Source organism: Pseudomonas sp. CLCA07 (genome assembly GCF_053615335.1).
This window is the reverse complement of record NZ_CM132131.1, coordinates 4,871,373-4,888,742: the sequence shown is the minus strand read 5'-3', so window position 1 is coordinate 4,888,742 and position 17,370 is coordinate 4,871,373. Positions and strand designations below refer to the sequence as shown.

Here is a 17,370-nt window from a genome sequence, read left to right as displayed (position 1 = left end):
GACTATTCCTCCCTATAACTGGCGACTAGATTACGTCCGTACAATCGACAAGGTTGCTCTACCAACCGGTACGAAAATTCTACCATCAACCCCAATAGAACTGCGGCGACTATAAGCATCAAAGCGATGTGTACCTGCGTAGGTTCACCTCCCGCCCCTAGCCTGATAAATATTTCGCGCGTCAGATAATACGCGATAGTATGGATCAAGTAGATAGAGTAAGATCGCGCGCCAAAAAAGCATGAAATCCGGCGCCCTCGCTCCGAACTCACGATATAGTTTTTGTTGAAGGAAGCGAGTACAACTAGAGAAAATGCTGCCAGAACAACATAACTGTGAAATAAAGAAAACCAGTCTCGTCGAGCGAGCAACACTGTCGCCGCCAACAACGACACGACACAGGCAACTCTAATTACATTATTATTGTCGAACAAACGGATATTTTTTAAATAGACGCTTTGTTTCAATACAGCAAGAAGCACTCCGAGCAATAGCGCATCAGTGCGAAAAAACCATAGCGGTGTCCCCCACGGCCTGACGATGGCGAGTTGCAAAAGCACCATTATGAGTAACGCAGGGACCAAGTATCGCACTCGAACAAAAAACAACAGAAAGGGGAATACAAAATAAAACTGTTCTTCTAGCGACAACGACCAATAGACCCAATAGTTTGGACTGATCGCGCAAGGTAACCATTGAAAATACACGCAACCTACAAGATAGCCGTTCTCAAACTGCAACATACTAAAAAGCGCATTAGTCAGGCTGTCATTAAAGGAACCAAAAACTCCATCTTTGAAAAAAAAGGCACACCAGAGCGAGAACACGCTCCAGAACATCGCGGCAGGCCATAGCCTGGATACTCGCTTGACCCAAAATACTTTTGCGACATCACCAAACGTTGAATCACGTTGTTGAAGAAGAATCTGGCAGATTAGAAATCCAGAGATGCAGAAGAATAGATCTACACCACTACCCAACCAAAATACCGATAAAGATGACGTCCAAGCGGGTATCAACTCACCTAAATGGGCGATCACCGTCATACCGACCGCGTAAGTTCTTAGGGCTTCGATATCGATATTTTTTTGCATTCTGATCGTCGCTTGGAGTAATGGCACTGTTAGCCTACTACCCCACTCCGGTGAGCTAATGGCACTTCACTAAGCGTTACGAGGCGCGCCCCCATTTATGGCACTCCTACTGCCAGACATGCCTCACGTTTCCGCGTAATGTCTGGCGAGCAGTTGCGAATATGGGATTCACGACGCAGTTTCTCAGCACCTACGTAGAAGCCCTTCCGATGCTGACTATCCTACTCCCCTATGTTGTGATCAGGGCTCAAGTCGACGTTGCTGGTAGATCCAGTCAACAATTTCGCCGTCCGGCGTATAACCCTGGACAGTCTCACGCAGCAATTGACGGACACGGGAGTAGTCATCCTGCTCGACCGCAGCCAACAGTTCGGTAAGCCTGGCCTTGAGCACATCCCAATCCAGATGATCCTCGTTTGCAGTCATGATCATCGGATGCTGAGTTGCAGCTACGTTATCCCCAATCAGCAACTCTTCGTAAAGCTTCTCTCCTGGGCGCAGACCAGTGAACTCAATAGCGATATCGCCATGGGCATTTTTGTCTGAGCGGACACTTAAACCGGACAGATGAATCATTTTTTCCGCCAGTTCGACGATTTTTACTGGCTCGCCCATGTCTAACACGAATACGTCGCCGCCCTGCCCCATAGAGCCGGCTTGAATGACCAATTGTGCGGCCTCGGGAATAGTCATGAAGTAACGAGTAATCTTCGGGTGCGTAACTGTTATCGGACCACCCGACTTGATTTGCTTATGGAATAAAGGGATAACCGAACCTGAGGACCCCAGAACATTACCAAACCGGACCATCGTAAATCGAGTTTTATTAACCGTAGAGACACTAGTCCTATTGCCAAATAACACCGGCCCGGCCTCTTTACTTAATGCCTGAAGAGTCAGTTCAGCGAGCCGCTTGGTACTGCCCATTACGTTGGTGGGCCGAACCGCCTTGTCGGTGGAGATCAGCACAAAGTTCGAGACGCCCGCCTGCAAAGCAGCTTGGGCTGTATTAAGAGTGCCAATCACGTTATTTAGCACACCCTCAGCAATATTGTGTTCAACCATAGGGACATGTTTATAAGCCGCGGCATGATAAACAGTGTCTACATGCCAAGATTTCATCACATCCAGAAGTTGATGCTGGTTTCGAACCGACCCTAAAATTGGCAGCAGTTTTACCGACAAGGATTCACGATTAATTCGCTGTTCAAGCTCAGAAAGAATACTGTAGAGATTAAATTCGCTGTGTTCGAACAACAAAAGGGCAGTCGGACGAAGTGCCAGAATTTGTCGGCACAGTTCGGAGCCTATGGAGCCGCCTGCACCAGTGACAAGGACCACCTGCTCCTTGATGCAATGCTCAAGCAACTCCTCTTGAGCAGGCACTGCATCGCGCCCCAACAAATCGGCAATATCCACCTCTTGGATATCATCGACCTTAACCCGCCCGCTTGCCAAGTCCATGAACCCAGGCACACTACGGACATGAAGCGGGTAACTCTCAAGCAAACCGAGGATCTCACGACGACGACCACGAGATGATGAAGGAATCGCCAGTAGAATTTCTTGCGCGCCAGTCACGTCAATCATCTGCTGAATATGCTTGGGTTTGTAGACTTGCAGTCCGGAGATAATACGACTGGCAATACTGCTATCGTCATCGATAAAGGCAACAGGACGCATGATACGCCCCATTCGCAACGCTGCGACGAGCTGATTTCCGGCAGCTCCAGCCCCGTAGATAGCTACTTTCGGCAAACCGTCATCACGATTGGTGAAAGGGACATGTTGAGCCGCAGAAAACCAATCTCCAAGGAAAAACTGACGCATTGCCAGCCGCAAACCACCAATCATGATCAAATTCAACCACCAGTAGTTGAAAATGATTGACCGAGGTACGACATTTTGATGATTACTGTACCAATAGACGACAACGCCGAGAATTAAGGATGACAGGCTGACTGCCTTAATGATTGCGATAAGAGCGTCATTCCCGAAGTAGCGCATAACAGCGCGATACATGCCAAAGCGGATAAAGAGCGGAATGGCTACCACTGGGGCACTTAGGAAGAGCCAAAGGTGTTGAGTAAAAGGATTGATCAAATCATCAACCCCCAAGCGAACAACAAATGCCATCCAGAGGGCTAGCCAGACAAGGACGATGTCTACCGTCACCTGAATAAGTCGTTTACTTCGGCGCGGAAGACCTAATAGCAAAGCTCGGAACTTATCCATACCCCTACGAACACCTCTCACCACACTTTTATTAGTCAGACACTTTGAGTGCCACATTCGCATACAATCAATACTTTACAACATCAAGCCTCAAACACCTGAAGATGGCGTCTTTTCTAACTCCCCTGCGTGAAACATTATCGCCAGGACGATTAGAGGCAAGTAGGCGATCATCAGCCCGAGCGCTCCATCAAGCCCAAACTTTGTTACGCAGATTCCGATAGGTAACAACCAAAACAGGTTGATGCCTCCCACCGCAAGCGTGATTGGCAAGTGCTTTCCAGCCATTCGCGAAGCGTACTGATAAGCATGGCTTCGGTGAGCTTCGTAAACCTTGTCTCCTCGAACCAACCGACGTAGCAGTGTAAATGTCGCATCGACAATAAACACGCCCAAGAGGATTAGCCATCCCCAAAGTAGCTGCGATGAAACCCAAGCAGCCTGTAACGAAATCATTCCCAGGGCGATACCCAAAAACCCGCTTCCTGCGTCCCCCATAAAAATACGTGCAGGAGGAAAATTCCAATAGAGAAACCCGGCAACGGCCATTGCCAGTATCAAAGGAGTCCATAAAAGCTCAGTAAACCCGCCAAGCCAGTAAAGTAAACAGGCCCCGAGGCAAGCACACAAAGCCTCAATACTAGCAATACCGTCAATTCCATCCATGAAATTGTAAAGATTTAGCATCCAGACCAAGTAAATGACCCCAAGAAGGTGTCCGACCCAACCGAGATCAACTGTCCAACCAATAACAGTGACAGAAGGAAGCCCGCCAAACCAGAACAACGCCCAAGCACCAGCACTGAAATGGCCAAGTAGGCGCCATCGAGCGGCTATATGGCCGTGATCATCCATAAAACCGATGACCGCAACCAATCCTCCAGCACCGCCTAAAGCCACCAGGGCTTCCCAGGGAACTAAATTTGCCCAACCCAATAATGGTAGTGAGAGCAGGAAAGCTACAACGATTGCAACCCCTCCACCCCGAGGAGTAGGAACCGAATGAGAACTACGAGCGTTGGGAATATCAATAATACTTAACGCAAGCGCATAGCGACGTAATCCCGCAGTAAGACATAACGAAGCAATGGCCACAGCAGGAATTAACCACCAGTAAATCATTGTTTGCGACTCTCTTGAAAGTGTATAGCCGCCTCCTTCAAGGCGGAATCCACCGAAACTAATGGTTTCCAGCCTAAAACTTCGCGAGTCTTGCTTATATCTACCTGCAGCGATCCACATAGCCGTTGCGACAGATCTGACTTCCCAAGAAGGCGAGCGCCTAAGCGAAGTATCCATACTGGCACAGGAAGTAGGCGCGCGGGCTTGTCCAACGCACGCGCCATTCTCCGCAATAGTTCAGAAGTCGACAGGTCTTCACCGTCACTTACCATGAAGGTTTGATTGGCAGCCGCAGGGTGTTCCATACATAAAACAATAAGGTCAACCAAGTTATCTAACGCAACAAGGCTTCGACTATTTCGAATCGCGCCAAATGGTAAAGGAACGCCTTTATCAAGCCATTGCATCATCTTCAGAAAATTCGCCTTAACACCAGGCCCATAAACCAACACAGGTCTGATTATTACAACCTCCATCCCTGTCCTTTCTGCAATAGCTTTCAGCCCTAATTCTGCTTCCATTTTGGAAACACCATACGGATCTAAAGGTGCAGGTGCTGTCTCAGGTGAGTAAGCATCACTCTTTGTCGTGCTCTCTCCATTGACCTTTATAGAGCTTATAAAAACGAAACGACGAACACCAGCTGAGGCCGCCTGCTCAGCAAGCTTTAGCGTCCCTTTAACATTAACCGCTCTAAACGCCTCGAGAGGATCTAATGCTTGATCGTTCATAACATGAACTCGAGCCGCCGTATGGACGATAACGTCCATACCAATCAAATTTGGCGTCCAATCCACAGAAGAGGAAAGTTCAAAATTTTTTAGCATGCGCACCGTATCAGGACAATCGATAGACTCACGACGCGCGGCTGCAAAAACCTCAACATTTTTTTTGTTTGCTAAAACCTTAAGCAGCCTACTGCCAACAAATCCAGACGATCCCGTCACCAATACGCGCATGCGTCCACCCTTTTATGCCTTAGACCATACGGTACGATTAATATAGTCCGTATAACTATAAATAACTCGTGCTATCTGTTTTGAGACTGGGCCGCCAAGATAGTCCTTTACAACAGGAATGACACGAGCCCCACGGTGATGCTGACTTGTCACAACCCGCACTGCATCCAGCACCCGGTCAACTTTAAGCCCACACATGATGAGCGTTCCCTCATCCATTCCTTCGGGGCGCTCATGAGCATTACGAATTGTAACCGCCGGGAGGTTCAACAAAGAGGCCTCCTCGGTAATGGTTCCGCTGTCAGACAGGACACAAAACGAACCCATCTGCAGCTTGATATAATCTAGCAAACCAAAAGGCTTGACAAACCGAATCAATGGATGCTCAAGGGACTCACCCAATGCTTCAAGACGTTTACGCGTGCGTGGATGCGTAGAGACAATAACTGGAAATCCATAATTATCGGCCAATGCACGAAGCGACCCTAGGAGATCGATCAAGTTTTCAGGTGTATCGACATTTTCCTCGCGGTGAGCACTAACTACAAAAAATTTGCCATCCTCAAGTTGCTCTCGCTCCAAGATATTAGACGCCAAAATTTTCGGCATATAATGATCAAGAACTTCCTCCATGTGCGACCCGGTTTTAATGATCGTTTCAGGCCTAATGCCTTCATCTAAGAGATACCGACGAGCATGCTCAGTCAAAACCAGGTTAATATCACTCAGATGGTCAAGAACCTTACGATTCAACTCTTCGGGCACTCGCTGATCAAAACAACGATTGCCTGCTTCCATATGAAAAACCGGAATTTTTCGACGCTTAGCCGCGATCACAGCCAAACAGGTATTGGTATCTCCATACAACAAAAGCGCGTCAGGCTTTTCCAGTTCGAATATCGCGTCTGACTTCGAGATAACTTCAGCAATAGTCTGTGCTGCTGTCTCACCCACAGCACCAAGAAAATGGTCAGGCTTTCGAATTTCAAGATCATCAAAAAAAACCTGATTCAACTCATAGTCATAGTTTTGACCAGAGTGAACGAGAACATGATCAGTCTGCTTATCCAATTCTGCAATAACGCGACTCATCTTAATAAGTTCGGGCCGTGTTCCCACCAGCGTCATTACCTTAAGCATCTAATTGCTCCTTAATGAAGTCCAACTTCAACAAAAGCTCTTTAATGCCAGGAACATCCAAACGCTCGGTATTATGCGAAGTATAGTCATCCAACTCGGAAATATTTTGCTCGCCTTCGACAAAGTATTTCTTGTAATTAAGATCCCTATTATCGGCGGGAATACGATAATACCGCCCCATATCCTCGGCTTTAGCCATTTCTTCACGTGAAATTAGTGATTCGTACAATTTTTCGCCGTGACGAGTACCGATGACTTTGATTGCGTTATCGCCCAAGAAAAGCTCTTTAAGCGCCTGAGCCAAATCAGCAACAGTGGATGCCGGTGCTTTTTGAACAAAAATGTCGCCTTGCTCGGCATGCTCAAATGCGTGAAGAACCAAATCTACAGAGTCATCAAGTGACATCAGGAAACGCGTCATACTTGGATCTGTAACAGTCAGTTCATCACCGTCCTTAAGCTGTTTGACAAAAAGAGGAATTACCGACCCTCGAGATGCCATAACATTTCCATAACGGGTAGAACAGATGACAGGTCCGGTTTCGGGAATGATCCGGGACTTGGCAACTACAAGCTTCTCAGCCATAGCCTTGGAGATACCCATTGCGTTAATGGGGTATACGGCTTTGTCAGTACTAAGTACAACGACTCGACTGACATTATTGGCAATAGCCGCATTGAGTACGTTTTCAGTACCAATTACGTTGGTTTTAACGGCCTCCATCGGGTAAAACTCACAAGATGGAACTTGTTTAAGCGCCGCGGCGTGAAATATGTAGTCCACACCGACCATCGCTTGGGAAACACTAGCGTAGTCCCTGACATCGCCGATATAAAATTTGACTTTGTCATTACCTAACGCTATACGCATGTCTTCCTGTTTTTTTTCATCACGACTAAAAACACGAATCTCCTTGACGTTTGTATCGAGAAAACGCTTGAGAACAGTGTTTCCAAACGAACCAGTACCGCCCGTTATCATCAGAATCTTATCGTCGAACATATTGATCACCAAAATTTAAAAAATGGAAGTCTAACGGTTAGCGCGCATAGCTTCAATTAGATCAGGCCACTGTGGAGGCGCATATCCTGTAGCCGTTCGGAACCGAGACGAATCTAATGACCGATCAATTTGTAGCTGCTCATCCGGGTCAATGCTGATTTCTTTTTGATAAATCTTGGCGACATGGCGCAACAACGTCAGCTTATCGATTGGCTCTGCAGAGACATGGTATAACCCTTGGAGGGCGGGCTGCGGGATTACAAAATCTAGAATGACGCGAGCCAGTTCAACTGTTGGTAACCCGGAAAAAACAGCTTTTGAAAACCCTTTGACAGAGCCGGATTGCGAAAGAAACCAGTCAATGAGCGATGATTGACTATTCAGTTCATGCCCGATAATTGAAGTACGAAGAGTAACAACATGCGATTGGTCAACAATTTCTCCGATATACTTAGATTTTCCATACAAATCTTCAGCATCAGAAACATCGTTTTCTTTATACATACCCTTTCGACCGGAAAAAACACAGTCAGTACTAATATGTACTAAGCGGCTCCCGACCAAAGCACACAGTTTGGCCAGCCGATGGGGCAACATTGCGTTAATGGGTAATACAGACAAAGGATCTTTAGCAGAGCTTAATTGCTTAATCAGCCCAATACAGTTAATTACAACATCAGGCTTAGAGCGCTCAAAGACATCGACTAAAGAGTCTTGATCAAGAACATCAACGCCCGAGATCAAATTACCTTTAACTTTGCTATCAAAACTATCAATTGCTTTAGCATTACGAACCGTTCCAATAACACTCAATGCAGACGAACTGCTGAGCACTTTGAAAACAGCATTACCCAGCATACCTGTTGCACCCAAGACCAATACACGCATTCCAGCACCTATTTTCTGTTGAGACGCGCAGTCAAGATATCAATCAATCGACCGCATTGAAAATCCATATCAAAATTTTCATTAAAATATTTCAATCCTGCCAGCCCCATTTTATCACGCTCAACGCTTGAGCTCTCTTTCAATGCTAAAATGGTTGCAGCCAACAACTGACCACTTGCAGGGGGGCACACCAATCCGGCGCCTGACTCACTGATCACCCGAGCCCCCTCCCCCCTTAAGGCCGCAATAATCGGGCGACCGGCGGCAAGATAAGCCTGAATTTTGCTAGGAATAGTATAAGAGAAAATTTCCTCATCATTCAGAGAAACCAACAACGCAGCAGCACATTCAAATAATTCAGGCATGGCATCCGCCGGAAAGCGACCAGGCAACACCAGGTTATCCAGATGAAGTGATTTTTTTTGGCTTGCCACCCATTCGAGCATGCTGCCACTGCCGACAATGAATATCCTCACCCCTGCTTCTTGCTTTAATAACGACGCGGCCTCAACAATACTTTCCACTGACTGAGCCGTACCAATGTTACCCGCAAACACCACGCTGAAATGGCTTTCGAGCTCACTTTTCAGAGTTTCGGGAATGACATTCCCTATAACTGAAAAATTTTTGCTATCTATTGAATTTGGAAAATAAACCAATTTTTCCGAACCAGCATACTTTTTTGTCGGCTCAAAAAAAGCCCGAGACTGCAGCAACAGAGTATCACAACACTTATAAATACCACGAACCATATACCCCACTGACTTGAGCACCCACGACTTCTTAACAAACCCGGTCGCAGAAAGACTTTCCGGCCATAAGTCCTGCACCCAGACAGCTAAGTGTGCGCGCTTGGCCCACTTTAAGAGTATCGCGGGTATTACCTGGACAATAGGCGAAGGGGCAAAAACTATAATCGCATCGATTTTTTTCCCCTTAAGGAGTTTAGGGAAATACCAAAGCCCCATCACAACAAATGACAAGTAATTCAATACCAGTTTTTTAGCCCCTCCCTTGCCACGAGGATAAACTGGCACACGAACCACATCGATCAGCGAGGAATAGCGCTCGCACTGCACTCCCTTGGCACTGTAACCGTCATAAATATCCCCATCGGGATAATTGGGCTTCCCTGTGGCAACGGTAACTTCATGCCCCTTACTGGCAAGCTTGATCGCCAAATCATTTATTACAAATGATTCCGGCCAAAAATACTGGGACATCAGCAAAATACGCATATACGCTAATCAAACCTGTTAAATAATCGCGCTATTAGTAATAACTTCATTCCGCGAAAACCTTCGAAAATTTAAAAAAATAGCCAACTAGTAAACATAAAAAAACACTGCATAAGTAGCAGAGCTATACCTCTGCAAAACTCCAACAACTCTCGACAAATCGACACGTAAACACCCAATCAGCGAGAATTGGAGACCCAAGGGAAATAACTGACGAATAGACGCCACAAGACAATAAAGCCCCTCCAAAACATAACGAGGCTTCTGGCTAACGTCGACCGGCGCTTCAAGACTGCCTGCGAAAGCAAGCTTATCGGCGTTAACTACCGAGTCGCTCTTACTGGGGATGATATGACGAATGAATACCGAACTGATAAATCCAGCGACGCAGGTTACGAGCGTTTTCATGCAAAACTATACCCTTGAGTTCCCGACAGCCATCGATCTACCACTGCCCAATCCATGAATGCAAAGCCATCCGTGCTAACTGAGGCCTCTGACAGAGCTAACCTCAACTGGAGTGGCCATATACCACCACTCGGAAAAACACACTATTTTACAGCTTAGTGCTGGTTTTACTAATAGTTACAGACAATCTGCGACACAAATACGACGTGCTCCTCGTGCCCGTCTCAATCAGACAAGGCGCTTGCGAGAAGCCCTAGACGTACGCCCCAGCAGCCAACCGAGAACCGGGCCTATAACCATGCCGATTAGCAAAGCAAGAATTATCACCAGCGATACCGGCAGTTGCGGCCCCGCCCAACCAAGAAACAACAAGGAAACCGATTGCTGATTCTCGAGAATAAAAGCCAGAATCGCCAAAATCATCAACAAAGCGAACAATGCCATTAGTACGCGCTTGAGATTATGCATGAGCGCCTCCCAGGATTTCGGCCACTGTCAAAGCCCTTCCTCCTCGTCCTCGTTCACACGATCACGCAGTTCTTTCCCCGGCTTGAAATGCGGGACAAACTTTCCATCCAGGCTAACCGACTGACCGGTTTTCGGATTACGCCCAACCCGCGGCGCCCGATAGTGCAAAGAGAAACTGCCAAACCCACGGATCTCAATACGATCCCCTGTGGCCAGGCATTGTGACATTTGCTCAAGCATGGTCTTGATGGCCAACTCCACATCCTTGGACGAGAGCAGCCCTTGATGGGTGACAATTCGTTCTATCAACTCCGACTTCGTCATATTTTTCCCTTCTTTTTCAAGCAGCTAGGAAAAGCGCTTCAAAGGTTTTAGCATGCCAGGAAGAATTTGAACAGCCTGAGCGCTGACATATCTTTACCAAGGAAGCCAGCCAATCTCAAACAGCTACAACACAGATCAACCTCAACGACAGACCACCAGCATGGTCCGTGTCAGATATCCTGCAGGATTGAAACCAAAAGGAAATACATCTTCTTCCTTCACATCATCGGACCTTGCCAAGATTTTATACCCCGACGCCTTACACTCCTTTTCCGCACGCTTGCGGCATTTTTCCCACCCGGAGCCCAGCCCCGAACAATCAATCTCGATTCCACTGACCCCACGTACGACGTGAGTCTTGGCATTAGTAGTACAACCCGCCAATGTCAGTACTGCTATTGCGACAATGAGCTTGTTCATTCACTTCCTTATGCCAGAAACCCCACCCGACTGCCGCTCACTTCAGGCCAAAGGTTAGCTGCAAACAAACGATTGATCCGGTTAAAGAAAGAGACAGCGCATCGCAGATATTGGCTTCACAAACAACGTCTGCAGCCGCAAGCACCAACGATGCCCATCAAATCGCAGGCACAAAAAAGGGCGACCGAAGTCGCCCTTTTTCTATGGTCTGACAGAACTTAGTTCTGTTTTTCCATTTGTGCACGCAACAGGTCGCCCAGAGTGGTAGGACCAGCAGCGACGTCAGCAGCAGGCTTGTCTTTCAAGCTCTGGATTGCTTCTTTCTCGTCTTCAACGTCTTTCGACTTGATCGACAGCTGGATTACACGGCTCTTACGGTCAACGCTGATGATCTTGGCTTCTACTTCTTCGCCTTCTTTCAGAACGTTACGCGCGTCTTCAACGCGGTCACGGCTGATTTCGGAGGCTTTCAGAGTCGCTTCGATATCGTCGGCCAGAGTGATGATGGCGCCTTTAGCGTCAACTTCTTTCACGATGCCTTTAACGATTGCGCCTTTGTCGTTCTCTTGAACGTACTCGGAGAACGGATCGCTTTCCAGTTGCTTGATACCCAGGGAGATGCGCTCGCGCTCTGGGTCAACCGACAGGATAACGGTGTCCAGTTCGTCGCCCTTCTTGAAGCGGCGAACGGCTTCTTCGCCCACTTCGTTCCAGGAGATGTCGGACAGGTGAACCAGACCGTCGATGCCGCCGTCCAGACCAATGAAGATACCGAAATCGGTGATCGACTTGATGGTGCCGGAGATTTTATCGCCCTTGTTGAACTGGCCAGAGAAATCTTCCCATGGGTTAGATTTGCACTGCTTGATGCCGAGAGAGATACGACGACGCTCTTCGTCGATGTCCAGAACCATAACTTCCACTTCGTCGCCGACTTGTACGACTTTCGAAGGGTGGATGTTCTTGTTGGTCCAGTCCATTTCGGAAACGTGTACCAGACCTTCAACGCCTTCTTCCAGCTCAGCGAAGCAGCCGTAGTCGGTCAGGTTGGTTACACGAGCGGTAACGCGAGTGCTTTCTGGGTAACGGGCTTTGATAGCAACCCATGGATCTTCGCCCAGTTGCTTGAGGCCCAGGGAAACACGATTGCGTTCGCGATCGTACTTCAGAACCTTGACATCGATCTCGTCGCCAACGTTGACGATTTCGGAAGGATGCTTGATACGCTTCCAAGCCATGTCGGTAATGTGCAGCAGGCCATCGACGCCACCCAGATCGACGAATGCGCCGTAATCGGTGAGGTTTTTGACGATACCTTTGACTTGTTGACCTTCCTGCAGGGATTCCAGCAGAGCTTCACGCTCGGCGGAGTTCTCGGCTTCGAGGACGCTGCGACGGGAAACGACAACGTTGTTGCGTTTCTGGTCGAGTTTGATGACCTTGAATTCCAGCTCTTTGCCTTCCAGATGCGTAGTATCGCGCACAGGACGGACGTCAACCAGAGAACCTGGCAGGAACGCACGGATGCCGTTAACGTCGACAGTGAAGCCGCCTTTAACCTTACCGTTGATAACGCCCTTGACCACTTCTTCGGCTGCGAAGGCTGCTTCCAGAACAATCCAGCATTCAGCGCGCTTGGCTTTTTCACGGGACAGCTTGGTTTCACCAAAGCCATCTTCAACCGAGTCCAGAGCAACGTGAACTTCGTCACCGACGTTGATGTTCAGTTCGCCAGCGTCGTTGTAGAACTGCTCAAGCGGGATGAGTGCTTCAGACTTCAGGCCAGCGTGAACGGTTACCCAGCGAGCTTGGTAATCGATATCAACGATAACACCGGTGATGATGGAGCCTGCCTGAAGGTTCAGGGTTTTTAGGCTTTCTTCAAAGAGTTCCGCAAAGCTTTCGCTCATTTTAATTCCTGTTGAATAAGGGCGAAGGATACGCCCATCTCCACATCCCAGACGACGTGGGTTATGTTCATTAGAAGAAGCACCCGCAAGACTATGACTGGTCCCCTGCGAGGCTTCTTGGTCACCCGGCGATATCGCGAATGGCGATCTCGCTCATGATGCGTTCCAGCACCTGATCGATGGATAATTCCGTGGAATCCAGCTGTATGGCGTCAGCCGCCGGTTTGAGCGGGGCTACCGCTCGCTGGGTGTCACGCTCATCGCGGACACGTATCTCATCTAGCAGACTCGACAGACTAACACCATCGACTTTGCCCTTCAACTGCAAGTATCGACGGCGCGCACGCTCCTCGGCACTGGCAGTGAGGAAAATCTTCAGCGGTGCGTCCGGAAAAACCACTGTGCCCATATCTCGGCCATCGGCTACCAGTCCCGGCATTTCCTGAAAAGCACGCTGACGCTGCAGTAGCGCCTCGCGTACTGCGGGCAATGCAGCGATTTGGGACGCGCCAGCGCCAACACTTTCCGTACGAATCACATCGCTGACTTCGTCGCCTTCTAGAATGATTCGCTGCAGTTGACCGTCCGTCGCACCGATGAATTGCACGTCCAAATGCGCTGCAAGCGCCTTCAGCAACTCTTCATTGGTCAGATCAACACCATGATTGTGCGCGGCGAACGCCAGCAAACGGTACAGCGCACCGGAATCCAGAAGGTTCCATCCTAGACGCTTCGCCAGTATCCCGGCGATCGTACCTTTACCGGAACCGCTCGGGCCATCAATGGTAATGACTGGCGACTTGTTGATCACGACTGAGCCTCTTCAGCAACCCGGATACCGACCTGCGCGCACAGCGCGAGGAAGTTCGGGAACGACGTCGCGACGTTGGCGCAATCATGGATGCGGATCGGTGCAGTAGCGCGCAGCGATGCAACGCTGAATGCCATGGCAATCCGGTGGTCGCCATGACCATGCACTTCGCCGCCGCCGATCTGGCCGCCGTCGATAATGATGCCATCCGGGGTCGGTTCGCATTTGACGCCCAGCGCCAGCAAGCCATCAGCCATGACCTGAATCCGGTCCGACTCTTTGACCCGCAACTCTTCAGCACCACGTAGCACCGTGCGCCCCTCGGCACAGGCCGCAGCCACGAACAGCACCGGGAATTCGTCGATGGCCAGTGGAACCAGCGCCTCGGGAATCTCGATACCTTTGAGTTTAGCTGCACGTACGCGCAAGTCCGCGACGGGCTCGCCGCCGACTTCACGCTGGTTTTCCAGGGTGATATCGCCGCCCATCAGACGCAGGATGTCGATCACGCCAGTACGGGTCGGATTGATGCCGACGTGCTCCAACACCAGCTCCGAACCTTCGGCGATCGATGCGGCCACCAGGAAGAACGCAGAAGACGAGATATCGCCCGGCACTTCAATGTGGGTCGCAGTCAGTTTGTGCCCGGACTCGACCGACGCAGTCGCGCCATTGACGGTGACCGGGTAGCCAAAGCCTTGCAGCATGCGTTCGGTATGGTCGCGCGTCGGTGCAGGCTCGGTAACGGTGGTCTTGCCTTCGGCGTACAAACCGGCCAGCAACAGACAGGATTTCACCTGAGCACTGGCCATCGGCATGGTGTAGGTCAGGCCTTTGAGCGTGCTGCCGCCACGAATGGTCATTGGCGGACGACCTTCAGCGGCAGTCTCGATCACGGCGCCCATTTCACGCAGCGGATTGGCCACGCGATTCATCGGACGCTTGGACAGCGAAGCGTCGCCGGTCAGGGTGCTGTCGAAGTTCTGCGCAGCCAACAGGCCAGACAGCAGGCGCATCGAGGTGCCGGAGTTGCCCAGATAGATTGGGCCCGGCGCTGGCTTCAGGCCATGCAGGCCGACACCGTGAATGGTCACGCGACCATGGTGCGGACCTTCGATCACAACACCCATGTCACGGAAGGCTTGCAGGGTCGCCAGAGCGTCTTCGCCCTCCAGGAAGCCTTCGACTTCGGTGACGCCTTCGGCCAGGGAACCGAGCATGATCGAACGGTGGGAAATCGATTTATCGCCCGGTACACGAATCCGCCCAGTCAGGCGGCCACCAGGTTGTGCCAGGAAAATCAGGTCGTTGGAGTTCATAGCGTCCACATAGGCCCGGCGGGCCAGGATTTTACTGAAATGCTCGCGGGCAACCCGGGCGCGAGTGAACACGCCCAACAATTGGTGCCCATCCCCTGCATCGACCGCGTCGCGCAAAGCGTCGAGGTCGCTGCGAAATGTATCAAGTGTGCGCAGGACAGCTTCGCGGTTGGCGAGGAAGATGTCGTGCCACATGACCGGGTCGCTTCCCGCGATTCTTGTGAAATCGCGAAAACCGCCGGCAGCGTAACGGAAGATCTCTAGGTTTTCATTGCGCTTGGCCAACGAATCGACCAAACCGAACGCCAACAGGTGCGGCAAATGGCTGGTCGCCGCCAACACTTCATCGTGGCGCTCGACCTGCATGTGCTCGACATCGGCGCCCAATTCGCGCCACAAACGGTCGACCACTGCCAACGCGGCCGGATCGGTTTGATCCAGCGGCGTCAGAATCACTTTATGACGACGGAACAGTTCGGCGTTGGAGGCTTCCACCCCGCTCTGCTCGGAACCGGCTATCGGATGCCCCGGCACAAAACGCGACGGAATCCCGCCAAAGGCTTCGGTCGCCGCACGGACGACATTACCTTTGGCGCTGCCGACGTCGGTCAGAATGGCCGAACCGAGATCCATTGCAGCCAGGCGCACCAACATTTTTTCCATGGCAAGGATCGGCACGGCCAACTGGATCACGTCGGCGCCCTGACAAGCTATCGCCAGGTCTTCTTCGCAGCGATCCACCACGCCCAACTCGACTGCCAGCTTGCGCGACTGCGGATCGAGATCGACCCCAACCACTTCGCGGCACAGACCACTTTCACGCAAGCCTTTGGCGAACGAACCGCCGATCAATCCCAGACCGACCACCACCAGGCGACCGATCATAGGCGCAGCAGATTGCAGTGCAGTGACATCAACCACGAGCCAGAACCTTGGTCAGTGCCTCAAGGAAGCGGCTGTTTTCAGCCGGCAAACCAATGGTGATGCGCAGGTGGTTCGGCATGCCGTAGTTGGCCACCGGACGCACGATCACGCCTTCGCGCAACAAGCCCTGAAACACCGGCGCAGCAACGCGACCGAGGTCGACGCAAATGAAGTTGCCTTTGGACGGAATCCAGCTCAACCCCAACTCACGGAAACCGGCTTCCAGTTGCAGCATGCCGGACTCGTTCAGGCGACGGCTTTCAGTCAGATATTCGCTGTCTTGCAGCGCAGCGCAGGCAGCGGCCAGTGCCAGACTATTAACGTTGAACGGCTGACGCACGCGATTCAGCACGTCCGCGACTACGGCGGTGGACAATCCATAACCGACTCGCAACGCCGCCAGGCCGTAAGCCTTGGAGAACGTGCGTGAAACCAGCAGGTTCGGATAAGCCGCCAGATAGTCCAGACCGTCCGGCAAATCGCTGCCCTCGGCGTATTCGATGTAGGCCTCGTCCAGCACCACCAGCACATGCGCCGGAACATCCTGGAGGAATTCATCCAGTGCCTCGGCATCGAACCAGGTCCCGGTCGGGTTGTTCGGGTTGGCAATGAAGACTACGCGAGTGTCAGCATCGATTGCCGCCAGCATGGCCGACAGGTCATGCCCCCAGTCTTTGGCGGGAATCACTTTGGCCTGAGCACCAACGGCCTGGGTCACAATCGGGTAGACCGCAAATGCGTGTTCGCTGAACACAGCGTTGAGGCCCGGCGCCAGATAGGCACGTGCGACCAGCTCCAGAATGTCGTTGGAGCCATTGCCCAGCGTCACTTGATTCAGTTCGACGCGGCACTGCTCGGCCAACAGGGTCTTGAGTGCAAAACCATTACCGTCCGGATACCGGGTCAGCTCGGCCAGAGCATCCTGAATCGCCGCCAGCGCTTTGGGACTCGCGCCCAACGGGTTTTCATTGCTAGCCAGTTTGACGATGCTTGCCGGATCAAGGTCCAGCTCGCGCGCCAGTTCGTCCACAGGCTTCCCTGGGACGTAAGGCGAAAGTTGTTGCACGCCCGGCTGTGCCAGAGCGAGGAAGTCATCACTCATTTGCT

General features: G+C 50.8%; 15 protein-coding genes. All 15 read right to left on the bottom strand.

The genetic code is table 11. The features are described 5' to 3' along the window. Window positions 1–2 precede the first annotated feature (2 nt). The 15 genes from ACWGZX_RS22490 to hisC all read right to left on the bottom strand — a co-directional run bounded on the left by ACWGZX_RS22490 (window position 3) and on the right by hisC (window position 17,365). On the bottom strand, window positions 3–1,094 hold the full coding sequence (locus tag ACWGZX_RS22490; RefSeq protein ID WP_452625478.1) for an acyltransferase family protein: 1,092 nt from the start codon (window positions 1,092–1,094) through the stop codon (window positions 3–5). A 240-nt stretch (window positions 1,095–1,334) separates the two neighbouring features. Beyond that, entirely contained in the window at window positions 1,335–3,329 is a 1,995-nt protein-coding gene (locus tag ACWGZX_RS22485; RefSeq protein WP_452625477.1) for a polysaccharide biosynthesis protein, read from the bottom strand. Window positions 3,330–3,419: 90 nt separating this feature from the next. Further along, the gene (locus ACWGZX_RS22480; protein ID WP_223519108.1) at window positions 3,420–4,451 is read right to left on the bottom strand and encodes an MraY family glycosyltransferase; all 1,032 of its coding nucleotides are present in this window, start codon (window positions 4,449–4,451) and stop codon (window positions 3,420–3,422) included. After that, window positions 4,448–5,410 carry a UDP-glucose 4-epimerase family protein gene (locus ACWGZX_RS22475; protein ID WP_452625476.1) on the bottom strand — a complete coding sequence of 321 codons (963 nt, stop codon included), beginning with the start codon at window positions 5,408–5,410 and terminating at the stop codon, window positions 4,448–4,450. The genes ACWGZX_RS22480 and ACWGZX_RS22475 overlap by 4 nt, the downstream gene beginning before the upstream one ends. Before the next feature lie 12 nt (window positions 5,411–5,422). Next, window positions 5,423–6,550: a non-hydrolyzing UDP-N-acetylglucosamine 2-epimerase gene (gene wecB, locus ACWGZX_RS22470; RefSeq protein ID WP_223519104.1), complete on the bottom strand. Its 1,128-nt coding sequence runs from the start codon at window positions 6,548–6,550 to the stop codon at window positions 5,423–5,425. After that, window positions 6,543–7,553 carry a nucleoside-diphosphate sugar epimerase/dehydratase gene (locus ACWGZX_RS22465; protein ID WP_223519102.1) on the bottom strand — a complete coding sequence of 337 codons (1,011 nt, stop codon included), beginning with the start codon at window positions 7,551–7,553 and terminating at the stop codon, window positions 6,543–6,545. The genes wecB and ACWGZX_RS22465 overlap by 8 nt, the downstream gene beginning before the upstream one ends. Before the next feature lie 30 nt (window positions 7,554–7,583). Further along, window positions 7,584–8,441 carry a dTDP-4-dehydrorhamnose reductase family protein gene (locus ACWGZX_RS22460; protein ID WP_452625475.1) on the bottom strand — a complete coding sequence of 286 codons (858 nt, stop codon included), beginning with the start codon at window positions 8,439–8,441 and terminating at the stop codon, window positions 7,584–7,586. 8 nt (window positions 8,442–8,449) lie between these two features. After that, entirely contained in the window at window positions 8,450–9,679 is a 1,230-nt protein-coding gene (locus ACWGZX_RS22455; protein WP_452625474.1) for a glycosyltransferase family 4 protein, read from the bottom strand. Between the two features lie 636 nt (window positions 9,680–10,315). Then, window positions 10,316–10,555 carry a lipopolysaccharide assembly protein LapA domain-containing protein gene (locus tag ACWGZX_RS22450; RefSeq protein ID WP_452625473.1) on the bottom strand — a complete coding sequence of 80 codons (240 nt, stop codon included), beginning with the start codon at window positions 10,553–10,555 and terminating at the stop codon, window positions 10,316–10,318. A 27-nt stretch (window positions 10,556–10,582) separates the two neighbouring features. Continuing rightward, window positions 10,583–10,879, bottom strand: a complete 297-nt coding sequence (ihfB, locus tag ACWGZX_RS22445; protein ID WP_003369729.1) for an integration host factor subunit beta — start codon at window positions 10,877–10,879, stop codon at window positions 10,583–10,585. A gap of 141 nt (window positions 10,880–11,020) precedes the next feature. Further along, window positions 11,021–11,299: a hypothetical protein gene (locus tag ACWGZX_RS22440; protein WP_452625472.1), complete on the bottom strand. Its 279-nt coding sequence runs from the start codon at window positions 11,297–11,299 to the stop codon at window positions 11,021–11,023. Between the two features lie 218 nt (window positions 11,300–11,517). Continuing rightward, window positions 11,518–13,209, bottom strand: a complete 1,692-nt coding sequence (rpsA, locus tag ACWGZX_RS22435) for a 30S ribosomal protein S1 (RefSeq protein WP_046031753.1) — start codon at window positions 13,207–13,209, stop codon at window positions 11,518–11,520. 121 nt (window positions 13,210–13,330) lie between these two features. After that, a complete protein-coding gene (cmk, locus tag ACWGZX_RS22430; protein ID WP_223519092.1) occupies window positions 13,331–14,020 on the bottom strand; it encodes a (d)CMP kinase in 690 nt (229 codons plus the stop codon). Then, the gene (locus tag ACWGZX_RS22425; RefSeq protein WP_452629053.1) at window positions 14,017–16,224 is read right to left on the bottom strand and encodes a bifunctional prephenate dehydrogenase/3-phosphoshikimate 1-carboxyvinyltransferase; all 2,208 of its coding nucleotides are present in this window, start codon (window positions 16,222–16,224) and stop codon (window positions 14,017–14,019) included. Before ACWGZX_RS22425 ends, cmk begins: the two co-directional genes overlap by 4 nt. Window positions 16,225–16,252: 28 nt before the next feature. Beyond that, entirely contained in the window at window positions 16,253–17,365 is a 1,113-nt protein-coding gene (hisC, locus tag ACWGZX_RS22420; RefSeq protein ID WP_452625471.1) for a histidinol-phosphate transaminase, read from the bottom strand. Window positions 17,366–17,370: the final 5 nt, after the last annotated feature.

Coding starts and splice junctions, on each gene's coding strand:
- ACWGZX_RS22490 (WP_452625478.1), bottom strand. CDS start 1,094: ATGCAAAAAAATATCGATATCGAAGCCCTAAGAACTTACGCGGTCGGT.
- ACWGZX_RS22450 (WP_452625473.1), bottom strand. CDS start 10,555: ATGCATAATCTCAAGCGCGTACTAATGGCATTGTTCGCTTTGTTGATG.
- rpsA (WP_046031753.1), bottom strand. CDS start 13,209: ATGAGCGAAAGCTTTGCGGAACTCTTTGAAGAAAGCCTAAAAACCCTG.
- hisC (WP_452625471.1), bottom strand. CDS start 17,365: ATGAGTGATGACTTCCTCGCTCTGGCACAGCCGGGCGTGCAACAACTT.
- wecB (WP_223519104.1), bottom strand. CDS start 6,550: ATGCTTAAGGTAATGACGCTGGTGGGAACACGGCCCGAACTTATTAAG.
- ACWGZX_RS22425 (WP_452629053.1), bottom strand. CDS start 16,224: ATGATCGGTCGCCTGGTGGTGGTCGGTCTGGGATTGATCGGCGGTTCG.
- ihfB (WP_003369729.1), bottom strand. CDS start 10,879: ATGACGAAGTCGGAGTTGATAGAACGAATTGTCACCCATCAAGGGCTG.
- ACWGZX_RS22440 (WP_452625472.1), bottom strand. CDS start 11,299: ATGAACAAGCTCATTGTCGCAATAGCAGTACTGACATTGGCGGGTTGT.
- ACWGZX_RS22485 (WP_452625477.1), bottom strand. CDS start 3,329: ATGGATAAGTTCCGAGCTTTGCTATTAGGTCTTCCGCGCCGAAGTAAA.
- ACWGZX_RS22465 (WP_223519102.1), bottom strand. CDS start 7,553: ATGTTCGACGATAAGATTCTGATGATAACGGGCGGTACTGGTTCGTTT.
- ACWGZX_RS22455 (WP_452625474.1), bottom strand. CDS start 9,679: ATGCGTATTTTGCTGATGTCCCAGTATTTTTGGCCGGAATCATTTGTA.
- ACWGZX_RS22480 (WP_223519108.1), bottom strand. CDS start 4,451: ATGATTTACTGGTGGTTAATTCCTGCTGTGGCCATTGCTTCGTTATGT.
- ACWGZX_RS22475 (WP_452625476.1), bottom strand. CDS start 5,410: ATGCGCGTATTGGTGACGGGATCGTCTGGATTTGTTGGCAGTAGGCTG.
- ACWGZX_RS22460 (WP_452625475.1), bottom strand. CDS start 8,441: ATGCGTGTATTGGTCTTGGGTGCAACAGGTATGCTGGGTAATGCTGTT.